21 protein-coding genes and 1 pseudogene are annotated in these 23360 nt (G+C 74.5%); 10 read left to right on the top strand and 12 right to left on the bottom strand.

Annotation, left to right across the window (positions count from 1 at the left end; all coding sequences use genetic code 11):
• Nucleotides 1-15: 15 nt before the first annotated feature.
• Nucleotides 16-342, bottom strand: coding sequence for a zinc finger domain-containing protein (locus tag ACN27B_RS05025; RefSeq protein ID WP_422743699.1), 327 nt, complete (start codon nucleotides 340-342; stop codon nucleotides 16-18).
• A 166-nt stretch (nucleotides 343-508) separates the two neighbouring features.
• Nucleotides 509-1042: an SRPBCC family protein gene (locus ACN27B_RS05030; protein ID WP_216642300.1), complete on the bottom strand. Its 534-nt coding sequence runs from the start codon at nucleotides 1040-1042 to the stop codon at nucleotides 509-511.
• 207 nt (nucleotides 1043-1249) lie between these two features.
• Here ACN27B_RS05030 and ACN27B_RS05035 point away from each other — a divergent pair, with 207 nt between their 5' ends.
• Nucleotides 1250-2026 carry an SDR family oxidoreductase gene (locus ACN27B_RS05035; protein WP_357960348.1) on the top strand — a complete coding sequence of 259 codons (777 nt, stop codon included), beginning with the start codon at nucleotides 1250-1252 and terminating at the stop codon, nucleotides 2024-2026.
• A 99-nt stretch (nucleotides 2027-2125) separates the two neighbouring features.
• A complete protein-coding gene (locus tag ACN27B_RS05040; protein WP_422743701.1) occupies nucleotides 2126-2641 on the top strand; it encodes a hypothetical protein in 516 nt (171 codons plus the stop codon).
• 13 nt (nucleotides 2642-2654) lie between these two features.
• On the opposite strand, the gene ychF is transcribed toward ACN27B_RS05040, so the two are convergent.
• From ychF to ACN27B_RS05055, 3 genes are read right to left on the bottom strand one after another with little or no spacing between them, the layout of a single operon-like run.
• Nucleotides 2655-3740 (bottom strand): redox-regulated ATPase YchF, encoded by a 1086-nt coding sequence (gene ychF, locus ACN27B_RS05045; RefSeq protein ID WP_099163728.1) that lies wholly within the window; start codon nucleotides 3738-3740, stop codon nucleotides 2655-2657.
• 58 nt (nucleotides 3741-3798) lie between these two features.
• Nucleotides 3799-4545 carry a peptidase E gene (locus ACN27B_RS05050; protein ID WP_099163727.1) on the bottom strand — a complete coding sequence of 249 codons (747 nt, stop codon included), beginning with the start codon at nucleotides 4543-4545 and terminating at the stop codon, nucleotides 3799-3801.
• Nucleotides 4546-4575: 30 nt separating this feature from the next.
• Nucleotides 4576-5088, bottom strand: a complete 513-nt coding sequence (locus ACN27B_RS05055; protein ID WP_355519588.1) for a MarR family winged helix-turn-helix transcriptional regulator — start codon at nucleotides 5086-5088, stop codon at nucleotides 4576-4578.
• Between the two features lie 93 nt (nucleotides 5089-5181).
• Between ACN27B_RS05055 and ACN27B_RS05060 the strand changes: the two are divergent.
• Nucleotides 5182-6003: pseudogene (locus ACN27B_RS05060) on the top strand (EamA family transporter); the annotation flags it as partial.
• Between the two features lie 53 nt (nucleotides 6004-6056).
• Here ACN27B_RS05060 and ACN27B_RS05065 read toward each other — a convergent pair.
• Nucleotides 6057-6509 carry a hypothetical protein gene (locus tag ACN27B_RS05065; RefSeq protein WP_245666138.1) on the bottom strand — a complete coding sequence of 151 codons (453 nt, stop codon included), beginning with the start codon at nucleotides 6507-6509 and terminating at the stop codon, nucleotides 6057-6059.
• A 243-nt stretch (nucleotides 6510-6752) separates the two neighbouring features.
• Between ACN27B_RS05065 and ACN27B_RS05070 the strand changes: the two genes are divergently transcribed.
• From ACN27B_RS05070 to ACN27B_RS05085, 4 genes are read left to right on the top strand one after another with little or no spacing between them, the layout of a single operon-like run.
• Nucleotides 6753-8204: an AlkA N-terminal domain-containing protein gene (locus ACN27B_RS05070; RefSeq protein ID WP_422743705.1), complete on the top strand. Its 1452-nt coding sequence runs from the start codon at nucleotides 6753-6755 to the stop codon at nucleotides 8202-8204.
• Nucleotides 8201-8713 (top strand): methylated-DNA--[protein]-cysteine S-methyltransferase, encoded by a 513-nt coding sequence (locus ACN27B_RS05075; protein ID WP_091570569.1) that lies wholly within the window; start codon nucleotides 8201-8203, stop codon nucleotides 8711-8713. Before ACN27B_RS05070 ends, ACN27B_RS05075 begins: the two co-directional genes overlap by 4 nt.
• Nucleotides 8714-8750: 37 nt before the next feature.
• Nucleotides 8751-10562 carry an ABC transporter ATP-binding protein gene (locus tag ACN27B_RS05080; RefSeq protein ID WP_422743707.1) on the top strand — a complete coding sequence of 604 codons (1812 nt, stop codon included), beginning with the start codon at nucleotides 8751-8753 and terminating at the stop codon, nucleotides 10560-10562.
• Nucleotides 10559-12469 (top strand): ABC transporter ATP-binding protein, encoded by a 1911-nt coding sequence (locus ACN27B_RS05085; RefSeq protein ID WP_099163722.1) that lies wholly within the window; start codon nucleotides 10559-10561, stop codon nucleotides 12467-12469. The genes ACN27B_RS05080 and ACN27B_RS05085 overlap by 4 nt, the downstream gene beginning before the upstream one ends.
• Here the strand turns inward: ACN27B_RS05085 and ACN27B_RS05090 are convergent.
• Nucleotides 12466-13989 (bottom strand): hypothetical protein, encoded by a 1524-nt coding sequence (locus ACN27B_RS05090; protein WP_099163721.1) that lies wholly within the window; start codon nucleotides 13987-13989, stop codon nucleotides 12466-12468. The two genes, ACN27B_RS05085 and ACN27B_RS05090, sit on opposite strands and share 4 nt — an antisense overlap.
• Nucleotides 13990-14108: 119 nt before the next feature.
• Here ACN27B_RS05090 and valS point away from each other — a divergent pair, with 119 nt between their 5' ends.
• The gene (gene valS / locus ACN27B_RS05095) at nucleotides 14109-16673 is read left to right on the top strand and encodes a valine--tRNA ligase (RefSeq protein WP_422743710.1); all 2565 of its coding nucleotides are present in this window, start codon (nucleotides 14109-14111) and stop codon (nucleotides 16671-16673) included.
• A gap of 120 nt (nucleotides 16674-16793) precedes the next feature.
• On the opposite strand, the gene ACN27B_RS05100 is transcribed toward valS, so the two are convergent.
• From ACN27B_RS05100 to ACN27B_RS05120, 5 genes are all read right to left on the bottom strand, one after another.
• Nucleotides 16794-17276 (bottom strand): hypothetical protein, encoded by a 483-nt coding sequence (locus ACN27B_RS05100; protein WP_253866163.1) that lies wholly within the window; start codon nucleotides 17274-17276, stop codon nucleotides 16794-16796.
• 113 nt (nucleotides 17277-17389) lie between these two features.
• On the bottom strand, nucleotides 17390-18100 hold the full coding sequence (locus ACN27B_RS05105; RefSeq protein WP_091570546.1) for an ABC transporter permease subunit: 711 nt from the start codon (nucleotides 18098-18100) through the stop codon (nucleotides 17390-17392).
• A complete protein-coding gene (locus ACN27B_RS05110) occupies nucleotides 18100-19059 on the bottom strand; it encodes an ABC transporter ATP-binding protein (RefSeq protein ID WP_091570542.1) in 960 nt (319 codons plus the stop codon). The genes ACN27B_RS05105 and ACN27B_RS05110 overlap by 1 nt, the downstream gene beginning before the upstream one ends.
• Nucleotides 19056-19934: an ABC transporter permease gene (locus tag ACN27B_RS05115; protein ID WP_091570539.1), complete on the bottom strand. Its 879-nt coding sequence runs from the start codon at nucleotides 19932-19934 to the stop codon at nucleotides 19056-19058. Before ACN27B_RS05115 ends, ACN27B_RS05110 begins: the two co-directional genes overlap by 4 nt.
• Nucleotides 19927-20841 (bottom strand): ABC transporter ATP-binding protein, encoded by a 915-nt coding sequence (locus tag ACN27B_RS05120; protein WP_099163719.1) that lies wholly within the window; start codon nucleotides 20839-20841, stop codon nucleotides 19927-19929. The genes ACN27B_RS05115 and ACN27B_RS05120 overlap by 8 nt, the downstream gene beginning before the upstream one ends.
• Nucleotides 20842-20985: 144 nt before the next feature.
• Here ACN27B_RS05120 and ACN27B_RS05125 point away from each other — a divergent pair, with 144 nt between their 5' ends.
• Nucleotides 20986-21552, top strand: coding sequence for a DM13 domain-containing protein (locus ACN27B_RS05125; RefSeq protein ID WP_099163718.1), 567 nt, complete (start codon nucleotides 20986-20988; stop codon nucleotides 21550-21552).
• 110 nt (nucleotides 21553-21662) lie between these two features.
• The gene (gene cysC, locus ACN27B_RS05130; protein ID WP_099163717.1) at nucleotides 21663-23192 is read left to right on the top strand and encodes an adenylyl-sulfate kinase; all 1530 of its coding nucleotides are present in this window, start codon (nucleotides 21663-21665) and stop codon (nucleotides 23190-23192) included.
• Nucleotides 23193-23360: the final 168 nt, after the last annotated feature.

Below are 23360 nucleotides of genomic sequence, written 5' to 3' on the forward strand. Positions count from 1 at the left end.
GAGTGCGGCCGCCGGTCAGACGAGGGGCGAGGGCAGCGGCACCTCTCCCCGCAGCGCCCGCTCCGCCAGCTGGACGCGCTGGGGGTGGAGGGTGGCATTGTGCAGCGGCTGACCGGGAACGTTGATGCACCGTTCGCCGGGCACGGAGTCGCAGACCGGACACGGAAGGAACAGGCCACAGGACGGGACGAGTTCCGCGCCCTGGGCCAGCGCCGCCCGACCGATCTTGACGAGAGACCGGTAGAGATCACGGTCCTGGTGTCGGGCGGCACTGGCAGCCACCTCCCGCATGCCCTCCCAGAACTGCTCGGCGGCCCCCGGCTCGTCTATGTCGATCCGCATCGTCCGGCATACCCGCTGTCGCCCGGTTCGCACCTCGGCATCCTGCCCGTCGCGGCGGTTCGCCCCGCCGGGTTCAACCCGCGCGGCGGAGCTCAGCGAGACGATCGATCCATCAGCGGAAACGCCACTCGACACCTGCCGTCGCTGACCGCTGGTCGACGAGATCTCACACTGTTTCGTGCCCCGTCTGTGCCCCGCCGTCACCGGGCGCTTCCGTGTCCACCTCATCGGCCGGGCGAGGAAGCCTTGCCAGGGTGGCCGCGAGGTAGGCGTTCCGGCGCGCGACGAGGCGTCGCAGGTACGGCCGCAGAATGCAGCTGGCCACGAGCCGGCCAACGGGTCCCATCGGCGCGGTGAAGTCGATGATGTCCCGCATGACGGTCGACGAGGAGTCGGCCGGGTTCGGCGTGAAGTGGTGCTCGTGGTGCCACCGACCGAACGGGCCGCTGATCTGCTCGTCGGTGAAGCCGTGCGGCCGCCGGTGGTCGGTGATCCGAACGGTCATCCGCCAGGGGAGGCCGAAGTGCCGGGCTTCCCACGTGACGACATCGCCGGCCCCCAACCGGCCGGTCGTCACGCCGCCGACCGCCCGTTCGCCGCTGGTCCCCATGGACTCGGTGTGCCTGGCGACGTCGAGGCAGGCGTCGAAGACGGTTTCCGGGGCTGCGTGGACGTCCGTGGTCAGCTCGATGCGCGGCACACCGCCACCGTAGGCCCCCGGTCGTGCGGGGAGGCGGCAGGACGAGCGCGCTGCACGACATCGCCGGCGGCCGGGTGTCCTGCGACGGTCGACGGTCGACGGTCGACGCGGCGGCGGATCGGCGGATCGGCCGCGGTGGCCGGGTAATTCCGGTGACGGCGGTCGGGCGGGGGGCGAGGATGGTGCGTCGAGGGGGTGCGACCACGGATGGCCTTGACGGACGGCACGGACCGACATCGACCCGTCGCCCTGGTGACCGGCGCCGGCCGCAACGCCGGCATCGCCGCATCGGTGGTGCTGAAACTGGCGCAGACCGGCTGGGACGTCGGCTTCACCTCCTGGACCCCGTACGACGAGCGGATGACCTGGGGAGCCGATCCCGGGGCCAGGACGCAGCTCGGCAGCCGAGCCGCCCGGCACGGGGCGAGAACCGCCGCGGTCGAGGCCGACCTCACCGATCCGCACGCCGCTGGGCGCGTCTTCGAGGCGGTGGAGCGAGAGCTGGGCCCGGTCAGCGCGCTCGTCCTCGCGCACTGCGAGAGCGTCAACTCGGGCCTGCTCGACACCAGCGTCGAGAGCTTCGACCGTCACTTCGCGGTCAACACCCGGGCGAGCTGGCTACTGATCCGCGAGTATGCCCGCCGGTTCCCGGGGCCGCACGGCACGGGACGCATCGTCAGCCTGACCAGTGACGCCACCGTCGGCAACCTTCCCTACGGGGCCAGCAAAGGCGCTCTCGACCGGATCACCCTGGCCGCCGCACAGGAACTGGCCCACCTCGGCGTGACCGCCAATGCCATCGATCCGGGCCCGACCGACACCGGCTGGATGACCGCAGAGATCAAGGATGCCGTCCTCCAAGCCACGCCGCTGCGTCGCCTCGGACGCCCCGAGGACTGTGCGAACCTCGTCGCGTTCCTGTGCTCCCCCGACGGCGGCTGGGTCAACGGCCAACTCCTGCGCAGCGACGGCGGCCTCGCCTGAGCAGCGCCACGCTTCCACCTGTTCAGCTTCAGATCTTTCTGCTTCGATGGCACGCAGGGCGCGTCTCCCGCCTCGGTCGGGAATGAAGGAGCATGCGCGGTGTCCGGTTACCAGACCGTGTTGGCCGCAACGATCGCGGCGCTCGCGGCGTCCATCGGCTACTGGGTGACCCAGCGGGGGCAGCGCATCGACCGGAGGGCGAAGCTCTACGCGGAGGCCCTCGACGCGGTCCACAAATACCGCAATCTGCCGTTCCTTGTGCACTGGCGAACCCGCAGCGACCCGGACACCAGGTCAGAACTCAGCCGGTTGACGCAGGAGCGCGTCCAGAACATGTTCTACTTCAGCGGCCTTCTTCGCCTGCATTGTCCGGCCGTGGCTGAGGCTTACGATGCGCTGGTCGCCAAGACGCGTTCACAGCCGGGGCCTTATCGGCAGCAGGCATGGAAGGTGCCCGTGGCTGACAGCGACACGGAATTCGATCAGGGCCATCCGCCGTATGACTATGACACCCGGTCCGAGTACGACGCTTGCATCAACGCGATGCGCGCGGACCTGGCGCTCCTTCCGCCGCTCCGGAAGGACCGGCGCGCCCGGGGTGCGATCAGGGGCTGAGCGTCGCCACCCGCTACACGTTGAAGCGGAACTCCACCACGTCGCCGTCCTGCATGACGTACTCCTTGCCCTCGATCCGGACCTTGCCGGCGGCCTTCGCCGCCGCCATCGATCCGGCCGCGACCAGGTCGTCGTAGGAGACCACCTCGGCCTTGATGAAGCCGCGCTGGAAGTCGCTGTGGATCACCCCGGCGGCCTCCGGCGCGGTCGCGCCGACCGGGACGGTCCAGGCCCGCGCCTCCTTGGGGCCGGCGGTCAGGTACGTCTGGAGCCCGAGCGTCCGGAAGCCCACCCGGACCAGCTGGTTCAGGCCCGGCTCGGACTGCCCGATCGACTCCAGCAGCTCGCGGGCCTCCTCCTCGGGCAGGTCCACCAGCTCGGACTCGATCTTGGCGTCCATGAAGACCGCCTCGGCCGGGGCGACCAGCCCGCGCAGCTCGTCGAGGAACTCGGCGTTGCCCAGCTCCGCCTCGTCGACGTTGAAGACGTAGAGGAACGGCTTGGTGGTGAGCAGGTGCAGCTCACGCAGGTGCTCCAGCTCGACCTTCGCGGCGGCGGCGCCGGCGTACAGCGTGACGCCGTTGTCGAGGACCTCAGCGGCCTTCTTGGCGGCCTCGACGGCGGCGGCCCGGTCCTTGCGGAGCTTGGCCTCCTTCTCCAGCCGGGGCAGCGCCTTCTCCAGCGTCTGGAGGTCGGCCAGGATCAGCTCGGTGTTGATCGTCTCGATGTCGTCGGCCGGGGAGACCTTGCCGTCGACGTGCACCACGTTCGGGTCGGAGAAGGCGCGCACCACCTGGCAGATCGCCGAGGCGTCGCGGATGTTGGCCAGGAACGCGTTGCCCCGGCCCTGCCCCTTCGAGGCGCCCCGCACCAGGCCGGCGATGTCGACGAACGAGACCGGCGCCGGCAGCACCTTCTGCGAGGAGAAGATCTCGGCCAGCTTGGCCAGCCGCTCGTCGGGCAGCCCGACGACGCCGACGTTCGGCTCGATCGTGGCGAACGGGTAGTTCGCGGCGAGCACGTCGTTCTTGGTCAGCGCGTTGAACAGGGTGCTCTTGCCCACGTTGGGCAGGCCGACGATGCCGATGGTGAGACTCACGACGAACCAGCTTACGCGCCTCGCGGCCGGCGACCGGCAGGCAGGTCCGCCCGCCCGCTCAGACCGGTACGGCGGGCAGCAGGCGCGGCTCGATCCGGGTCTCCCGCGCGGTGCCGTCCTCGGCGCGGCTCACCTCGTACGCCGCCACGCCCTCACGGTCGGCCACCGCCTCGGCCAGCCGGGTGCCCCGGTAGATCAGCCCGACACCGTCGTCGGTGCAGTGGCTGGTCGGCAGCGTGCCGTCGGCGACCAGTCGGTGCATCAGCGGCCGGCGCTGCTCCTCGCTGTCGTAGTGCACGCCGTTGCCGTACGGGAGCCAGCCCAGCCCTTCGGTGAAGGCCCGCAGGGTCGGTCCGTAGCTGTCGGTGGCGCCGCCCACGTGCCAGCAGATCGAGCCGGCGGAGACCCCGGCCAGCACCACACCGGCCTGCCAGCACTCGTGCAGGATCTCCGGCAGGCCGTGCACCCGCCACACGGCGCACAGGTTGGCGACGCTTCCGCCCCCCACCCAGACGACGTCCTGCGCGAGCAGGTGGGCGCGGATGTCCTCGACGTTCGGCATCGGGTAGAGCGCCAGGTGAGACGGGCGGAACGGGGTGTTGGCGAACGCGCCGTAGAACACCGTGTAACCGGTCGGCTGGTCGCCGACGGCCTGACCCAGGTAGCAGATCCGGGGGGCGTCACCGGCCCCGGCCAGCTCGGCCATCAGCGGGAAGAGCTGGCTCGGCCGGGCGTCCCACGGCCCGCGGCGACGGCTGAAGAAACCCATGCTGGTGGCGACGATGGTCGGTTCGGTGGCAGGCATGCCCGTCCTTCCGGTCGTTGGCGTCCGAGATCATCCTGCCTGATCCGGCGGCTCCGCCTCGGCCCCGGCCAGCAGGGCACGCAACAGGTCGGCCAGCCGCTCCCGGTCGGCGGGGGGCAGCGTGTCGAGGATCCGCCGCTGCACCTCCAGCCCGGCCTCGGCCGCCTCCTCGACCACCCGGCGGCCGGTTTCGGTGAGGCTGACCCGCAGGGCCCGCCGGTCCGCCGGGTCGGGCGCGCGCCGGACCAGCCCGGCCCGTTCCAGTCGGTCGAGCCGGCCGGTCATCCCGCCGGAGGTCAGCATCAGCGAGCCGGCGAGCGCCTTCGGCGCCAGGGTGTAGGGCGGTCCGGAGCGGCGCAGCGCGGCGAGCACGTCGAACTCGCCGCGGCCGATGCCCCAGCCGGCGTACACCTTCTCCTGGCGGTCGCCGACCAGCCGGGCGAGCCGGTAGATGCGACCGAAGACGGCCATCGGCTCGGGGCGCATGCCGGCGCGTTCCCGGCGCCACTGCTCGACGATCAGGTCCACCTCGTCCGTTGCCACGGTTGCCGATTGTGCCGCACCTCGCACTTCCCCTTTTACTCGACCCTAACTATCTTAGGGCTAAGCAAATTAGTGGCGGGGTAAGGAGTTCCCATGACCCACCGGCGCAGCGACGTCGCGCTCACCGCCCTGGCGCCGATCACCTGGGGCACCACCTACCTGGTCACCGCCGAGCTGCTGCCCGCCGACCGGCCGCTGTGGTCCGGCGCCGTCCGCGCCCTGCCGGCCGGCCTGCTCCTGCTGGCGCTCACCCGCCGACGGCCGCACGGCGTGTGGTGGGGCCGGGCAGCCCTGCTCGGCGCGCTCAACATCGGGGCGTTCTTCCCGCTGCTCTTCGTGGCCGCGTACCGGCTGCCCGGCGGCACCGCGGCCGTGCTCGGGGCCGTGCAACCGCTGCTGGTCGTCGCGCTCACCGTCGCCCTGCTCCGGGACCGACCCGGCCGACCGGCGCTGCTCGCGGCGGTCGCCGCCCCGGCCGGCGTGGGACTCGTGGTGCTCCGGCCGGACGCCGGCCTCGACCCGCTCGGCCTCGCCGCCGGCCTGGCCGGCACCGCCGCCATGGCGGCGGGGCTGGTGCTCACCCGCCGCTGGGGCCGGCCGTCCGGGGTGGGCACGCTCGCGGTGACCAGCTGGCAGCTCGTCGCCGGCGGCCTGCTGATCCTGCCGGTCGCCGCCGTCGCGGAAGGCGCGCCGCCCGCGCCGGACGGCCCGGCCCTGCTCGGGTACGCCTGGCTCGGACTGGTCGGCACCGCGCTGGCCTACGCGTTGTGGTTCCGGGGAGCCGCGCGCTTGCCGGCCACCCGGGTGTCGGTGCTCGGCGCGCTGAGCCCGCTGACCGCCGCGACGCTCGGCTGGCTGGTGCTCGGGGAGACACTCGGCCCGGCCCAGCTCGCCGGGTTCGCGGTGGCGGTCGCCGCCATGGTGCTCGGTCAGCTCCCGGGGCGCGCCGGCGTCGGCCGGCGGCACCGTCAGCCGGCCAGCAACCGGCGCCAGTCGTCGGTCGCCACCCCCTCGGGCAGGGCGCCCGGCGGCAGCTCCGCCGCCGCGGCGAACGGCAGCGTGAAACGGTGCGCGGCGGCGGGCCCGGCCGCGTGCGACCGGTCGAGCAGCCAGCGCACCTCGTCGGCGGACCAGCCGAGGCCCGGCCGGGCCGCGATCTCCCGGACCAGACGCAGGCCGACCCGGGTGTCGTCGTCGTAGAAGCGCATGCACCAGTGGTGCGCCCACATGCCGAGCGCGCGCAGCCCGGCCGGGTCGAGCGAGCCGGCCAGCCGACCGCAGGCGGTGTCGGCGAACGGCCGCCCCGGGTCGTCGGCGCGGTCCCGTTCGATCGCGCCGTAGGCGGCCGGCGCCACCGCCCGCATCCGGTCGTAGAAGCCCTGCACCACCGCGGCGTCCAGCCGTGCTCGCCCCGATCGCATCAGCGGACACCCCGCCCGGCCACGCTCGCCATGCCCCGCACCTTTTCTTGAGTTGGTGGCGAGGACCGTACCGACCACTTACGACAGTTTCTCGCGTCGATCGCCAAGATCCACACCACCCCGCCGGGGTGGCGGCATCCGGGAAGCGAGGACCCCGCCACCTCGCCGAGCTGGCGCGACCGCCGGCACTCACGTCCGAAACCCGCCAGCCGAGCGTCGGACCTGCGAGGCAGGATCAGTGGCATGGAGTTGGACTTCGAGCGGTGCTACCGGGCCGTCGACAGCCGCGACCCGCGGTTCGACGGCTGGTTCTACACCGGTGTGACCTCGACAGGGATCTACTGCCGGCCGTCCTGCCCGGCGATGACCCCGAAGCGGCAGAACGTCCGGTTCTTCCCGTCCGCCGCCGCGGCACAGGGCGCCGGCCTGCGGGCCTGCCGCCGGTGCCGGCCCGACGCGGCCCCCGGTTCCCCCCAGTGGGACGTCCGGGCCGACGTGGTCGGCCGGGCGATGCGGCTGATCGCCGACGGCGTGGTCGACCGCGACGGGGTGCCCGGGCTGGCCACCCGGCTGGGCTACACCGAGCGGCACCTGCACCGGATGCTCCGGGCCGAGCTGGGTGCCGGTCCGCTGGCGCTGGCCCGGGCGCAACGCGCGCAGACCGCGCGGATCCTCGTCGAGACCACCGGCCTCGGCCTCGCCGAGGTGGCGTTCGCCGCCGGGTTCGGCAGCGTCCGGCAGTTCAACGACACGGTCCGCGAGGTGTACGGCGTCACCCCGTCCGAGCTGCGGGCCGGCCGGAGCGGCCGGCGGGCGGCCGGCGGGGCGGGCACCGTCACGCTGCGGCTGGCCCACCGGCCACCCCTGCACGCCGGCGCGCTGCTCGACTTCCTCGCGCTGCGCGCGCTGCCCGGCGTCGAGGAGGTCCGGGACGGCGCCTACCACCGCGCGCTGCGGCTGCCGCACGGCTCCGCCACGGTGACGCTGGCCCCGGCCGCCGGCCACGTGGCCGCCACGCTGCGGCTGGCCGACATGCGGGACCTGGCGCCCGCGGTGGCCCGCTGCCGACGCCTGCTCGACCTGGACGCGGACCCGGTCGCGGTGGACGCCACCCTGGCCGAGGACCCGGCCCTGGCCCCGGCGGTCGCCGCCGAGCCCGGCGTCCGGCTCCCGCACGCGGTCGACGGCTTCGAGCTGGCCGTGCGCGCCGTCACCACCCAGCAGGTCTCGCTCCGGTCCGCCCGCACCACCCTCACCCGCCTCCTCGCCGCCGTCCCGCCCGCCGGCCCGGCCGTGGCCGAGGAACCGACGGGCGGCCTGCGGGCCTTTCCGACCCCGGCCGAGGTGCTGGCCGCGCCGGACACGGCGTTCCGGATGCCCGGGGCCCGACGGGAGACGATCCGGGCGCTGGCCCGGGCCGTCGCCGACGGCGAGCTGGACCTGGAGCCCGGAGGCGACCGCGAGGAGGCGTCGCGGCAGCTTGCCGCGGTGCCCGGTGTCGGGCCCTGGACGGCCGGCTACCTGGCCATGCGGGCGCTCGGCGACCCCGACGTCGTGCTCGCCACCGACCTGGGCGTCCGCCGGGGCGCGGCCGCGCTCGGCCTGCCCGACGACCCGAAGACCCTGCACGCCTACGCCGACCGCTGGCGCCCCTGGCGGTCGTACGCGACGATCCGACTCTGGAGAGCGGCATGAGCACTGTGGACAGCACCGTCATCGACACCCCCGCCGGCCCGCTGAGCGTGCTCGCCGGCCCCGACGGGTCGGTACGCGCGGCCGGCTTCACCGCCGACCCGGCGGCCCTGGTGCCGTTGACGCATCCGAGCCTGCGCGGTGACCTGCGGGAGCGGGGCGACCTCGGCCCGGTGACCGCCGCCGTGCGCGCCTACCTCGACGGTGACCTCACCGCGATCGATGCGATCCCGGTGGAGCAGCACACCGACGGCCTCTTCCTGACGCACGCCTGGCGCGTGCTGCGCGACGTGAAACCGGGCGACCCGGTGACCTACACCGGCTTCGCCGCGCTGGCCGGGCGACCGGCCGCCGTCCGGGCCGCCGCGGCGGCCTGCGCGCGCAACGCCGCAGCGCTCTTCGTGCCCTGCCACCGGGTGTTGCGCACCGACGGCACGCTCGGCGGCTACCGGTGGGGGCTCGACGTGAAGAAGTGGCTTCTCGGGCATGAGGGACGGGTGACGGCTAGCTGACAGCCGAACCGTCGCCCCCGGCCGCTACCGTCGGGTAGTGCCCGCGCCCAGCGACGGCAGCCCCGCGGCGCATCCCGACGCCCGGTCCCAGCCGCTGCGCAACCTCTGGCGGCTGCGGCCCTACCTGCGCCCATATGCGCCGGAGTTCGCCTGGCTGCTGGTCGCGGCGTTGGCCGCGACGGCGGCGAGCCTGGCCGTCCCGCTGGTGGTGCAGCGCGTGGTCGACGGGCCGGTGGCCCGGCACGACGAGGCCGGGCTGCTCCGCCTGGGCGGCCTCGCGTTGCTGCTCGGGCTCGCCGAAGCGGTGCTGATCTTCATCCGGCGGTGGACCCAGTCGTCCTCCTCGGTGGGCATGGAGGCGGCCATCCGGGCCGACATCTACGCGCACCTGCAACGGCTGCCGACCAGCTTCCACGACCGCTGGCAGTCCGGCCAGCTGCTCTCCCGGATCACCAGCGACCTCTCGGTGATCCGCCGGTTCCTCTCCTTCGGCCTGCTCTTCCTGCTGCTCAACCTGATCACCTACGCCGCCGTGGTGGTGCTGCTGATCCGGCTGCACCCCTGGCTGGGGCTGCTGGTCGCGGCCAGCGCCGTCCCGTTGTTCCTGATCAGCCGCCGGTTCGCCCGGCACTACCACGCCGCGTCCCGGCGGATGCAGGACCAGCAGGGCGACGTGGCCACCCTGGTCGAGGAGACCGCGCAGGGGCTGCGCACCATGCGGGCGTACGGGCGGGGGCCGGAGCTGGCCGCGCGCTTCGCCGTCGGCGCCCGCCGACTGCACGACACCGGCATCCGCAAGGCCCGCCTGCTGGCCCGCACCTCCGCGTTGTTCGACCTGGTGCCCAACCTGACGCTGGGCGCGGTCCTGGTGGCCGGCGCCGCCGCCGTCGCCGACGGCGCGCTCACCATCGGTGAGCTGGTCGCCTTCGTCAGCCTCCAGCTCATGCTGATCTGGCCGGTGCAGTCGCTGGGCTGGATCATCGCCAACGGGCAGGAGGCCGCCACCGCCGCCGACCGGATCCAGGAGGTCCTCGACACCCCGCCGACCATCGTGGACCGGCCGCACGCCCGGGCGCTGGACCGGGCCGAGGTGCGCGGCCGGCTCCGCTTCGAACGGGTGGGCTTCCGCTACCCGGGCGCGTCCGGGCCGGTGCTGCACGAGCTGGACCTGACCGTCGAGCCGGGCGAGACGCTCGCGCTGGTCGGCGCGACCGGCTGCGGCAAGAGCACCCTGCTGTCGCTGGTCCCCCGCCTGCACGAGGTGACCGACGGCCGGATCACCCTCGACGGGCACGACCTGCGCGACCTGCGACTCGGCGCGCTGCGCCGGCTGGTCGGGGTGGCCTTCGAGGAGCCGACCCTGTTCTCCATGTCGGTCTGGGAGAACCTGACACTGGGCCGGCCCGACGCCGGTGAGGAGGAGGTTCGGGCCGCGCTGGCGCTGGCCCAGGCGGAGTTCGCGTACGAGCTGCCGTGGGGGCTGGCCACCCGGGTCGGCGAGCAGGGCCTGTCGCTCTCCGGCGGGCAGCGGCAACGGCTGGCGCTCGCCCGGGCGGTGCTCGGCCGGCCCGCCCTGCTGGTCCTCGACGACCCGCTGTCCGCGCTCGACGTGCACACCGAGGCGCTGGTCGAGGCGGCACTGCGTCGGGTGCTGCGGGACACCACGGCGTTGCTGGTGGTGCACCGGCCGTCCACGGTGGCGTTGGCCGACCGGGTGGCGCTGCTGGAGGCCGGCCGGATCGTCGCCGTCGGCACCCACTCCGAGCTGCTGGCCCGGGTGCCGGCCTACCGGGCGGTGCTCTCCGCGGAGCCGGATCGACGACCCGGCGTCGGCCTGGTGCGGTCGTGACCGGCCGCGTCCCGCGGGTCCCCCGGCCCCGGGGCGGCACGACGAACGGCGTCCGCGTCGATCCGGACGCCGACCTGTCGCGGTGGCGGGGCCGGGCCACCGACCCGGACGCCGACCGCAGCCGGGCCGAGGACTCGTCCCCGGCGGCGGTGACCCGTCTCCGCGCCCGCAGCCGGCTCCTGCTGCGTCACCTGCTCCGCCCGCACCGGCGCCGGCTCGGGCTGGCCGTGTCGCTGCTGCTGGCGCAGAACGCGGCCGCGATGGCCGGCCCGTACCTGGTCATGCTCGGCATCGACCGGGGCATCGGGCCGCTGCGGGCCGGCGACGCCGGGCCGCTGGTCGCGGTGGCCGCCGCGTTCGTCGTCGCCACGGTCACCGAGTACGCGACCCGGCGCGCGTTCCTCGCCCTGGCCGCCCGGATCGGCCAGGCCGTCCTGCTCGACCTCCGCCGCCGGGTGTACGCGCACTTCCTCCGCCTCGACGTCGGTTTCCACGAGCGCTACACCTCCGGCCGGATGGTGTCCCGGCTGACCAGCGACCTGGAGTCGATCGGCGAGCTGGTCGACGGCGGCATCGACAAGCTGGTCATGGCGGTGCTGTCGGTGCTGTCGGTGGCGGGCATCCTGCTCTGGCTGGACCTTCCGCTGGCCGCGGTCACCCTGCTCGCCTTCCCGTTCCTGTTCTGGCTGTCCCGCTGGTTCGCCCGCGCCTCAGCCGGGGCGTACCGGCGCACCCGGGAGGCGGTGGCGCTGGTCATCGTGCACTTCGTCGAGTCGCTGCGCGGGATCCGGGCGGTGCAGGCGTTCCGCCGGGAGCCGCGCAACCAGCGCATCTTCGCCGCCGTCAACGACGACTACCGGCGGGCGAGCCTGCGCGCGTTCCGGCTGATCGCGGTCTACTCGCCGGGCATCCGGCTGATCGGCAACCTCACCGCCGCGGTGGTGCTCGGGTACGGCGGCTGGCGGGTGCTGGGCGGCCGGACCGAGGTCGGCGTGCTCGCCGCGTTCCTGCTCTACCTGCGGCGGTTCTTCGAGCCGATGGAGGAGCTGAGCCAGTTCTACAACGCGCTCCAGTCGGCGACCGCCGCGTTGGAGAAGCTGGCCGGCGTGCTGGACGAACGGCCGGCGGTGGCCGAACCGGCGCGCCCGGTGCCGCTGCCCGCCGGCCCGCCGCGCGGCGGCGTGGTCTTCGAGGCGGTCTCCTTCGGCTACCGGCCGGAGGCGCCGATCCTGGGCGACCTGGACCTGACCGTGCCGGCCGGGCAGACCGTCGCCCTGATCGGCCCGACCGGCGCCGGCAAGTCCACGGTGGCCAAACTGCTGGCCCGCTTCCACGACCCGGCGGCCGGCGCGGTCCGCTTGGACGGGGTGGACCTGCGCGACCTGGCCGACGCCGAGCTGCGCCGGGCGGTGGTGCTGGTCACCCAGGAGACCCATCTGTTCAGCGGTTCCGTCGCCGAGAACATCAGGTTCGGCCGGCCGGACGCCGACGACGACGCCGTGGTCGCCGCCGCCCGGGCCATCGGCGCGCACGACTTCATCGCCGCCCTGCCCGACGGCTACGCCACCGACGTGCACCGACGGGGTGGCCGGCTCTCCGCCGGGCAGCGGCAGCTCGTCGCGTTCGCGCGGGCGTTCCTGGCCGACCCCCGGGTGCTGATCCTCGACGAGGCCACCTCGTCGCTGGACGTGCCGACGGAACGCCTGGTGCAGCGCGCGTTGCACAGCGTCCTGCGCGACCGCACCGCGCTGGTGATCGCCCACCGGCTCTCCACCGTGGAGACGGCCGACCGGGTGCTCGTGCTCGACGGCGGCCGGATCGTGGAGGACGGCGCGCCGGACCGGCTCGCCGCCGCCGGCGGCCGGTACGCCGCGCTGCACCGCCAGTGGCGCGACTCGCTGCTCTAGGGACGCGGCCCCTCGGTGGTGGCCTCGGCCCGCAGGTCGCGCCGGATCCGGTCGACCGCCCGACCGAAGCCGAAGAGCAGCACCAGGACCAGGGCGGACACCGCGACAAGCATCGGCACGGTCAGAGCGACGCCCTCGGAGGGGCCGAGTCCCAGGCCCCGGATCACCGTCGGCGCCAACGCCAGTGCGGACAGCGCGATCGCAGCGGCGCCGAGCGCCAGGACGCCCGCGGTGCGACCCGGCTCCCGGTCGGCGTCCGCCCCGGGGGTGGTGACGACGAGCACCAGGCCGAAGCCGAGCGCCAGGCCGAGCCCGAGCGCCGAGGGCAACGACACGACGAGCGTGCCGGTGCCGGGCAGCTCAGCCTGGACCGTCGGGGCGGCGAACGGCACCGCCAGCGCGGCCAGGAGCAGGCCGACCGCGTCCCAGGGCAGCAGGCCCGGTCGCAGCCGGGCCAGCGTGGCGCCGGCCACGACCGCGGCCACTCCGGCCAGCAGGACCAGGTACGCCTGCGCCCGTTCCGCGACGAAGCCGAGCCGCAGCCCGAGCAGGAGCAGCGGCCCGGTGGCGAACCCGAGCACCACCCACCGCGCGGCCGTCGCCCGGCCGGTGCGCCACGCGTAGCCGAGGAGGACCAGCCCGGCGACCACCGCGACGGCCACCGGCGAGAAGTACGCCACCGACTCGACGAACTGCGCCCGGCGAGGACCGACCAGACCGTCCGGGCTGAGCCGGAACACGTCGACCACCCACCAGCGTGTCACCAGCCCGGCCAGGGTGAGCACGGCCGCGACGGCGGTGGCCACGACGGCCCCGATCGGGGCCCGTCCGGCGGGCCGTCGGCCGGGCTCACCGGGTTCGGCGGGTTCGGCGGGACCGGCGGTAGCCGTGCGGGCGGGGCGGCCGGACTCCCGGTGGTGAAGCACCGCGGCGACGACGACGGCCAGCACGCTGACCCCGACCTGCACCGACCAGCCCCGGCCGCCGCTCGCGACGCCGTCGCCCGCCGCCAGGCGGAACAGATCCTCCATGCCCGGACCGACCACCAGACCGGCGGCGAGCGCGGCGGCTACCGGCCAACGCCGCACCGGCGCCGAGCGGGCCACCGCCGACAGCGCCCCGCCGAGCGCCAGCCCCGCCCCGGTCGCGGCCACCAGCACGGCCAGCACCTGCCCGGCGGTGGGTGGCTGCTGGGGCACCAGGGCGGCGCCCTGCCGCAGGACCACCTCGCCGGCCACGTAGTCAAGCGCCAGGCCGGCCAGCGCGACCGGCCAGCCGGGCAGCCGGTCGACCACGGCGACGGTGGCCAGGACCACGGCCAGCAGCGCGCCCGCGCCCAGCGCGACGAGCGTGCGGTCCAGCTGCAACGAACCGGTCGGGAAGCCCTGGACCAGGTCGGCAAAGCCGGCCTGGCGGGCGACCGCGAGGCCGCGCGTGCCGAAGTACGCCCCGACCGCGACCGCCGCCACCGCGCCGGCCACCGTGGCGGCGGCCGGTGGCGTACGCGTGCTTCCGTCCATCGTGGTGCCTCCCCCGCATCCGTGGAGGGCAGATGCTGTCACACCCGGGACACCGTCCGCTGTCCCCCGACCACCCGAATGTCGTGGAGCGACCCGGCCCGGCTGCCTACCATCGGCTGATGACCGACACGACGAGGACGGCCCGCGCCGGCGTCCCCGACCGTCCGAGCCTGGACGGCCTCGAGGAGACGTGGGCGCGCCGCTGGCAGTCCGACGGCACGTACGCGTTCGACCGCTCGAAGCAGCGGGCGGACGTCTACTCCATCGACACCCCGCCGCCCACCGTGTCGGGCGAGCTGCACATGGGGCACGTCTTCTCCTACACGCACACCGACACGGTGGCCCGGTTCCAGCGGATGCGCGGGCGGACGGTCTTCTACCCGATGGGCTGGGACGACAACGGGCTGCCCACCGAGCGCCGGGTGCAGAACGTCTACGGCGTGCGCCCCGACCCGGCGCTGCCGTACGACAGGGACTGGCGCCCGCCGGCCGCGCCGGTGGACGACGCGGCCCGCAAGGACCCGACCGCGATCTCCCGGCGCAACTTCATCGAGCTGTGCGAGCTGCTCACGGTGGAGGACGAGAAGGTCTTCGAGGCGCTGTGGCGGCGGCTCGGGCTCTCCGTGGACTGGTCGCTGACGTACACCACGATCGGCGCGGCGGCCCGGGCGGCCAGCCAGCGGGCGTTCCTGCGCAACCTGGCCCGGGGCGAGGCCTACCAGGCCGAGGCGCCGACGCTCTGGGACGTCGGGTTCGGCACCGCGGTGGCCCAGGCGGAGCTGGAGGACCGGGAGCGGCCGGGCGCGTACCACCGGCTGCGGTTCACCGGCCCGGACGGCCGCGAGGTGCTGATCGACACCACTCGCCCGGAGCTGCTGCCGGCCTGCGTGGCGCTGGTCTGCCACCCCGACGACGAGCGGTACGCGGACCTGGTCGGCGCGTCGGCGCGTACCCCCGTGTTCGGGGTGGAGGTGCCGGTGCGCGCGCACCCGCTGGCGGACCCGGCCAAGGGCACGGGCATCGCGATGGTCTGCACGTTCGGTGACCTGGCGGACGTGACCTGGTGGCGGGAGCTGCGGCTGGACACCCGGGTGGTGATCGGCCGGGACGGGCGGCTGCTGCCGGAGCCGCCGGCCGGCGTGCCGGCGGAGCCCTACGCGGCGCTGGCCGGGCAGACCGTCAACGGCGCCCGGCGGACGCTCGTGGAGCTGCTCGCGGACGCGGGCGACCTGGTCGGCGAGCCGCGCCCGATCACCCACCCGGTCAAGTTCTACGAGCGCGGCGACCGGCCGCTGGAGATCGTCTCGACCCGGCAGTGGTATCTGCGCAACGGCGGCCGGGACGCCGACCTGCGCGAGGAGCTGCTGGCCCGCGGACGCGAGCTGCGCTGGGTGCCGGAGCACATGCGGCACCGCTACGAGCACTGGGTGGGAGGCCTCACCGGTGACTGGCTGGTCAGCCGGCAGCGGTTCTTCGGCGTGCCGGTGCCGGTGTGGTACCGGCTCGACGACGCTGGCGAGCCGGACTGGAGCCACCCTCTCACACCGGACGAGGCGATGTTGCCGATCGATCCGACCAGCGCGCCGCCGCCCGGTTACGAGGAGGCGCAGCGCGGCCGCCCCGGCGGCTTCGTCGGCGACCCGGACGTGCTGGACACCTGGGCCACCTCGTCGCTGACCCCACAGATCGTGGGTGGGTGGGAGACCGATCCGGACCTGTTCGGCCGGGTCTTCCCGATGGACCTGCGCCCGCAGGGGCACGACATCATCAGGACCTGGCTGTTCGCCACCGTGGTCCGCGCCCACCTGGAGCAGGGTGCGCTGCCCTGGGGGACGGCGGTGCTCTCCGGCTGGATCCTCGACCCGGACCGGAAGAAGATGTCGAAGTCCAAGGGGAACGTGGTCACGCCGATGGCGCTGCTGGAGCAGCACGGTTCCGACGCGGTCCGCTACTGGGCCGCCAACGGCAAGCCGGGCACGGACCTCGCCTTCGACCCGGCCCAGGTCAAGGTGGGCCGTCGGCTGGCCACCAAGCTGCTCAACGCGTCCCGGTTCGCGCTCGGGCTGGGCGCCGCCGACGCGTTGCGCGCGCCAGCGGCGGAACCGCTGGACACCGCGATGCTCGCCGAACTGTCCGGCGTGGTCGCGACCGCGACCACCGCCTTCGACGGGTACGACCACACCGCCGCGCTGATGGCCACCGAGGCGTTCTTCTGGCGGTTCTGCGACGACTACATCGAGCTGGTGAAGGAGCGCGCCTACGGCACCGGGCCGGCGGCGGACTCGGCCCGGGCGGCGCTGGCGACCGCCCTGTCGGTGCAGTTGCGCCTGTTCGCGCCGGTGCTGCCGTTCGTGACCGAGGAGGTCTGGTCCTGGTGGCGGTACGGCTCGGTGCACCGCGCGCCGTGGCCGACCACGTACGAGGTGGGCCGCGCGATGGCCGCGCCCGGCGACCCGGAGCTGCTGCGGCTGGCCGCCGACGCGCTGGGCCAGGTCCGCCGGGCCAAGTCGGAGCGGAAGCTGTCGATGCGGGCGGAGGTGCCGCTGGCCGAGGCGCTCGGACCGGCGGCCCTGTTGGAGCAGCTCACGACCGTCGCCGACGACCTGCGCGCGGCCGGCCGGATCGCCAAGCTGGACCTGCTGCCCGACCGCACCACCGAACTGGTCGTCGCCTGCGCGTTCTGAGCACGGCCGCGACGGGGCGACCGTGCTCCGGCGCGGCCGCCGACGGCACGGCCGGCACCGGGCGGGCACGCGACGGGGCGGCCGGCTTCGCGCCGGCCGCCCCGTCGCGGCGGTGGATGTCTAGGCGGCCGCGCAGACCGTCTTCAGCTTGTCCCGGGCGGCGGTGAGGTCCGCCTTGCTCGGCGCCTTCTTCGGCGCCTTGGCCCAGGTGTCCGCCAGGTCCGACATCTCGGTCGCGACGTCCTTCACCGCGGCGTTGACCTCGTCGCTGCCGGTGAACGCGTGCGTGTACATCGTCGCCGCGCCGGCGGAGTATTGCGCGCTCACCGCGGAGTGCCCGGCCGGCGGGCCGATCTTCTCCGCCGAGGCGACCTCCTTGAGGGCGGCCGTGATGTCCTTGTCGGCGGCGGCGCAGGTGGTCCGGGTGGCGGCGTCGAGGCCCGCCGGGGTGGGTGACGCCGAGGGCGCCGAGGGGGTCGCCGGCGCGGACGCGGACGAACCCGCCGGCTCCGCCGCCGTGGTGTCGTCGCCGTCGGTGCAGCCGGACATGACGATCATCGCCACCGCGGCCGGAGCCAGCAGGGCGAGTCGAACTGAACGCAAGGTCTTCTCCCCGTGTCTGATGGTGTCGCCGCCGCAACCTAACAGACCGGGTGGACCTGGACGGGACCCTTTTCCGCCGCCGAGAGGCGTCGGAGCCGGGCCCCGCCCGGGTCTCAGCTGGTCTCGCCGGCGACGCTGAACGAGCGGAGCCGGTCGATCGCCAGCACGGTGAATCCGACCGCCACCAGCGCGGTGAGCACCGCCGCGACCGGCACCGAGACGGTGGTGCCGAGCAGCGGGGTGGGCGCCATCCGGTCGGCCAGCGCGATCACCCACTGCTGGATCGAGAGCACCCGGGTGCCGGTGACGAACCGGCCGAGCAGCCCCTCCCAGATCAGCACGTAGACCAGGCCGAGCAGCACCGGCCGCCGGGTCACCAGGCTGAGCGCCAGGAACAGCGCCGAGTACGCGAGCGCGCCCGCCGCGGACGCGGCGACCAGGGCCAGCCCGAGGCGTACCGAGTCGGCCAGCACGCCCGCGACGTAGATCGGGACGCCGACGGTGACCGCGCTGACCCCGGCCGCGACCACGAGCTTGGGCAGCACGATCTGCCAGCGGGGCAGCGGCTTGGTGAGGATGTGCACCACGGTGCCGTCGTCGATCTCGGCGCCGAGCACGCCGGTGCCCACGATCAGGGCGACCACCGGCAGCACCACGGCCAGGCCCAGGCCGACCAGCACCGGCGGCCCCCACTGGCCCGGGTCCACGCCGAGCGCCCGGCAGAGCACCGCCAGGCCGATCAGGATCAGCGGTAACGGCAGCAGCATGAGGAACCGGCTCCGGCCGAACAGACCGCGAGCGGTGATCCAGGTGACTGTCGACATCAGGCCTCCACCAGATACGAGAAGACGCTCTCCAGCGACTCGTCCTCCGGCAGCAGCTGCCGGACCCGGATGCCGTGGCGGAGGGCGATGCGGGGCAGCGCCCGGGTGAACGCGCCGTAGTCGCCGGCCTTGACGGTCAGGCCGGTGCGGCCCAGCTCGACGCCGGAGACCGAGGCCTCCGCCATCAGCGCCACCGCCAGGGCCCGGTCGTCGGTGGACCGCACCGCGAAGACGTGCGGCCGGTTGGTCATCAACCGCCGGATGGTCCGGTAGTCGCCGGAGGCGGCCAGCCGGCCGGCGACCATCACCTGGACCGTGCCGGAGACCTGCTCGACCTCCTCCAGGATGTGCGAGCTGAACAGGATGGTCCGGCCGTCGTCGCCCAGCCGGTGCAGCAGCGCCATCATGTGCAGCCGCTGCCGGGGGTCCATCCCGTTGAACGGCTCGTCGAGCAGCAGCACCTGCGGGTCGTGCACCAGCGCGGCGGCGACCCGGGTGCGCTGCCGCATGCCCTTGGAGTAGGTGCCGATCTTCCGGTCCTGCGCGCTCTCCATCTCGACCAGCTCGATCGCGCGCCGGGTGGCCGCCTCGGGGTCGGGCAGCCGGTGCAGCTTCGCGCTGGCCAGCACGAACTCGTACGCGCTGAGGAACGTGTGCACCGCCTCCCGCTCGCTGACCAGCCCGAGTCGCCGGTAGACGCCGGGGTTGCGCCAGGTCGGCTCGCCGTCCAGGGTCACCGTGCCCCGGGACGGGGCGAGGAAGCCGGCCATCATGTGCAGCAGCGTGGTCTTCCCGGCGCCGTTGGGACCGAGCAGACCGGTCACGCCCGGGCCGAGCCGCATGGTGACGTCGTTGACCGCCACCACGTTGCCGTACCAGCGGGACACGCCGGCCAGGTCGAGCGTGCTGGTCGTGGCGGCGGGCACGGTGGCCGCCGGTTCTGTGCGCAGCGCCGTCATCGGGCGGCCACCTTCCGGTATCGCAGGAGCAGCAGGCTGACGCAGGCGGCGACCAGCAGCACGGCGACGACCGCGTAGACCGGCCCGAAGTCGCCGATCGGCATGCCGCCGCGCCCCTGGGTCAGCCGGTCGCCCAGCGCCCAGTTGCCGACGCCCCCCACCAGGGTCGACGGGGAGGCGAGGAAGGCCAGTTCGTTGACCGTCCGGGAGGGCATGATGGACAGCACGCCGACCACCGGCGCGGTCATCAGGAACACCGCCACGATGCCGCCGGCGGCGAAGGCGCGCTTGCCGGTGAGCGAGGCGACGAGCAGGCCGATCGAGGCGAAGACCACCGCCCACAACCCGGCGTAGAGCAGGCCGGGCAGCAGGTCGAGCAGCTCGTCCCAGACCCCGCGCAGGCCCCGCGAGGTGGTGAACGCGGCGCCGAGGAACATCACCAGCTGCGGGCCGCCGAGCAGCAGCCAGAGCGCGGTGCCCAGGGCCAGCAGCTTGGCCAGCGCGTAGTCGCCGCGCGGCAGCGGCCGGGAGAAGTAGAGCGGCAGCACGCCGCTGCGCAGGTCACGGGAGACCAGCTCGGGGGCGGCCACCGCGACGAAGAAGATGACCAGCCAGCTCATCGCGTCGGCGAACTGGGCGTACGTCATCACCACCTCGCCGATCTGGCTGCGTACCGCGGTCAACCCGGCGGCCACCACGGTGACCACGGCGACCACCAGCCAGGGGAAGATCTTCGCCTTGGCGCTGCGGCCCAGCCCGAAGACGGTCCGCACGCCGTGGCCGTAGAGCGCGCCGAACACCTGCCGGCGGCCCAGCCGCGGCCCGGTGTAGCGCTGGTAGCCGATGTCGTGGATGACTCCGGTCGCGTCAGACATGGCTGGGCTCCCTCGGGGCGAAGAGCTCGGCCACCCGGTGCCGCCGCTGGTCCAGCCGGTGCAGCGGCAGGTCCAGCTCGGCGACCGCGCCGAGGATCAGGTCGTAGGTGTCGTCGTCGGCGAGCGGGACGAGCAGCAGCCGCCCGTCGCGGGACACCGGCAGGTCGAGCGCGGCGAGCCGGGCGGCCAGTTCCTCCGTACCCTCGCTCACCTCGACGGCGAGCACGTCCGTGGCGGTGGTCATGGCGGCGACGCGGTCGGCGCGCAGCAGCCGCCCGCCGTCGATGGCGACGAGCGTGTCGCAGATCCGCTCCACCTCGCCGAGCAGGTGCGAGCAGACCACCACGGAGATGCCGAACTCGGTGCCGATCCGGTGGACCAGCGCGAGCATGGCGTCCCGGCCGGCCGGGTCGAGGCCGTTGGTGGGCTCGTCGAGCAGCAGCAGGTCGGGGTCGTGCACCAGGGCCTGGGCGAGCTTGACCCGCTGTTTCATGCCGGTGGAGTAACCGCCGACGGCCCGGTGCCGCTCCTCGTGCAGGCCGACGTGGCGCAGCGCCTCGGAGGCCCGTTCCCGGGCGACCGTGCGCGGCAGCCCGCTCATCCGGCCGAGGTGGGTGACCAGCTCGGCGGCGGAGAGGTCGGGCGGGAGCGCGTCGTGCTCGGGCATGTAGCCGACCCGGGCGCGGACCGCGGCCGGATCGGTGGTGGGGTCGAGGCCGAGCACCTGCACCCGGCCGCTGGTCGGTGGGAGCAGACCCAGCAGGATCTTGATCAGGGTGGACTTGCCGGCGCCGTTCGCGCCCACCAGCCCGATGATCCCCGGCTCGACCGACACGGTGAGGTCGGCCAACGCGGTGACCCGGCCTCCGTACGTCTTGGTCAGCGACTCGGTCGCGAGCAGTGTCACGCCGCCTAGCCTAGGAAGTGCGTGCCGGTCGGGGCACCGGGAAACGCTCGGGGTTGCCCCTGATTCCGCCCCGACACCGTCGGTAAGGCTTCCGTAAGCGCCCGGACCGGTGACCACGCGGCCCGGCGCCGGGAGACTCGACGCATGCCGATCCGCCTGCTGCGCGCCCCGCTGACCTGGGTCGTCCTCGCCGTCCTCGCCGTCGGGGCGGCCACCGCCCTCTACTGGTTCCAGCCGTGGAAGCTGGTCACCGACACCGAGGTGCACGAGGAGCTGGTGGCGGTGCCCACGGCCACGCCGGCGTCCGCGCCCGCCTCGGCGTCCGCGCCCGCGTCGACGCCCACGCCGGCCGGCCCGGTGCTGGTCGGCAGCGGCGCGTTCGTCAGCCACGAGCACGAGACCCGGGGCACCGCGCGGATCGTCCGGACCGTGGACGGGCGGCACCGGTTGGAACTGGTCGGGCTGAACACCTCAAACGGTCCGGATCTTCAGGTCTGGCTGACCGACCAGCCGGTTCGGACCGGTCCGTCCGGCTGGCGCGTGTTCGACGACGGCCGGCACGTGGCGCTCGGCCCGCTCAAGGGAAACCGCGGCGACCAGGCGTACGCGATCCCCGCCGGCACCGATCTCACCGGCCTGACCAGCGTCTCGATCTGGTGCGAGCGGTTCGCCGTGTCGTTCGGCGCGGCGGCGTTGGACGCCGCCGGCTGAGCCGCGGCGACACCCGGCCGACGGCCGGGTGGCCGGGAGGTGGAGTGGCGCTCTCGACCGATCGCCGGTGGGCTGCGAAACTGTGTGCCGGCCGGTGAGTTGGGGGTTCGATGAGCAACGGGTGGGTCCTGCCCGAGGATGTTCTGCGGGATGCGCCGTCGTACGCGCCGAGACCCGCTGAGCTGGCCGATCTCGAGTTACTGCTGACCGGGGCGTACACGCCGCTGACCGGTTTCATGACCCGGGCCGACCTGGCGTCGCTGGGCCGGCGCGGCCGGCTCGCCGACGGCACGCCCTGGCCGGTGCCGGTGACGCTCCAGGTGCCGGCGGCGCTCGCCGACGGGCTCGACCTGGCCGACCCGGCCCGACGGGCGCTGGTGCTCACCGACGGCGAGGGTGCCCCGGTGGCGGCCATGGACGTGGTCGACGCGTGGCCGGTCCGCGAGGGCACGGTCGGCGTGGGCGGCGCGGTCCGCCGGTTGGGCGACGGCGGCCACGGGCCGTTCCAGCGCCTGCGGCGCAGTCCGGACGAGGTACGCGGCCTGCTGCCGCCGGGTCGGGTGCTCGGCGTCTTCGCCGACCGCCCGCTGCACCGCCCGCAGCTGGCCCAGATCGCGCACGCGGCCCGCACCCTGGGGGCGCACCTGCTGGTGCTGATCCCGGTGGGCGAGCAGACCACCGGCGGCCTGCCGGCCGAGGCGCTGGTGCGCACCGTGTTCGCCGCCCGCGACCGGATGCCGCCGGCGACCCTGGTGGCGGTGCCGCTGGCACGGCGGCGCGACGAGATCAGCGACGCGCTGCTGCGGGCCCGGGTGGCCGCCGCCTACGGGGTGACCCACCTGCTCTCCACCGAGGGCATGCTCTCCGGCGCCGGCCTGCGGGTGCTGGTGCCGCGCGAGCTGGCGTACGACAACCGGGACGGGCAGTGGCGCTGGCGGGAGGACATCCCGCCGCGCAACCGGCGGCTGGCGCTCGGCCAGCACGAGATCGACGACCTGCTGGACCGGGGCTTCCCGCTGCCCGAGTGGCACACGCCGCCGGCGGTGGCCCGGGAGCTGGCCCGGGCCCGTCCGCCCCGGCGGCACCGCGGGCTGGTGATCTTCCTGACCGGTCTCTCCGGCTCGGGCAAGTCGACGATCGCCCGCGGGCTGGCCGACGCGCTGCGGGAGCAGGGCGACCGGACCATCACGCTGCTCGACGGCGACGTGGTGCGGCGGGAACTCTCGGCCGGGCTGGGCTTCAGCAAGGCCGACCGGGACCTGAACGTGCGCCGGATCGGCTGGGTGGCCGCCGAGATCGCCCGGCACCGGGGGGTCGGCATCTGCTGCCCGATCGCGCCGTACGCGGCCGCCCGGGCGACCGCCCGCGAGATGGCCCAGGCGGCCGGGGCGGGCTTCCTCCTGGTCCACGTGGCCACCCCGCTGGCGGTCTGCGAGCAGCGCGACCGCAAGGGCCTCTACGCCCGCGCCCGGGCCGGCCTGATCACCGGGATGACCGGCATCGACGACCCGTACGAGGAGCCGACCGACGCCGACCTGGCGGTGGACACCTCGGACCTGACCGTCGAGGAGGCGGTCCAGCGGGTGATGGAGCACCTGACCGAGACCGGCTGGGTGGAGCCGCGCCTCCAGCCCGCCTGACCGCCGGCCGCGTCTCCCCCGTCACGCGCCTTCCGACCGCCGTCGTCCCGCCCCGGGACGGCGGCGGTCTCGCATCCGCCCCGCCCGCACGCTAGTGTTCGTTATTGTTGAAATACGTTCGACCGCGTGAGTGCGCATCGTCGCGTGCCCGGTCGCGAGGCTCGGGAG

This window comes from Micromonospora sp. WMMD754 (genome assembly GCF_049315235.1).
Taxonomy (GTDB): Bacteria; Actinomycetota; Actinomycetes; order Mycobacteriales; family Micromonosporaceae; genus Micromonospora; species Micromonospora sediminicola.

Bases quoted from the DNA above. Each gene is read 5' to 3' on its own strand.
- ACN27B_RS05025 (WP_422743699.1), bottom strand. From the start codon at position 342: ATGCGGATCGACATAGACGAGCCGGGGGCCGCCGAGCAGTTCTGGGAG.
- ACN27B_RS05035 (WP_357960348.1), top strand. From the start codon at position 1,250: ATGGCCTTGACGGACGGCACGGACCGACATCGACCCGTCGCCCTGGTG.
- ACN27B_RS05050 (WP_099163727.1), bottom strand. From the start codon at position 4,545: ATGCCTGCCACCGAACCGACCATCGTCGCCACCAGCATGGGTTTCTTC.
- ACN27B_RS05065 (WP_245666138.1), bottom strand. From the start codon at position 6,509: ATGCGATCGGGGCGAGCACGGCTGGACGCCGCGGTGGTGCAGGGCTTC.
- ACN27B_RS05070 (WP_422743705.1), top strand. From the start codon at position 6,753: ATGGAGTTGGACTTCGAGCGGTGCTACCGGGCCGTCGACAGCCGCGAC.
- ACN27B_RS05075 (WP_091570569.1), top strand. From the start codon at position 8,201: ATGAGCACTGTGGACAGCACCGTCATCGACACCCCCGCCGGCCCGCTG.
- ACN27B_RS05090 (WP_099163721.1), bottom strand. From the start codon at position 13,989: ATGGACGGAAGCACGCGTACGCCACCGGCCGCCGCCACGGTGGCCGGC.
- valS (WP_422743710.1), top strand. From the start codon at position 14,109: ATGACCGACACGACGAGGACGGCCCGCGCCGGCGTCCCCGACCGTCCG.
- ACN27B_RS05105 (WP_091570546.1), bottom strand. From the start codon at position 18,100: ATGTCGACAGTCACCTGGATCACCGCTCGCGGTCTGTTCGGCCGGAGC.
- ACN27B_RS05110 (WP_091570542.1), bottom strand. From the start codon at position 19,059: ATGACGGCGCTGCGCACAGAACCGGCGGCCACCGTGCCCGCCGCCACG.
- ACN27B_RS05115 (WP_091570539.1), bottom strand. From the start codon at position 19,934: ATGTCTGACGCGACCGGAGTCATCCACGACATCGGCTACCAGCGCTAC.
- ACN27B_RS05125 (WP_099163718.1), top strand. From the start codon at position 20,986: ATGCCGATCCGCCTGCTGCGCGCCCCGCTGACCTGGGTCGTCCTCGCC.
- cysC (WP_099163717.1), top strand. From the start codon at position 21,663: ATGAGCAACGGGTGGGTCCTGCCCGAGGATGTTCTGCGGGATGCGCCG.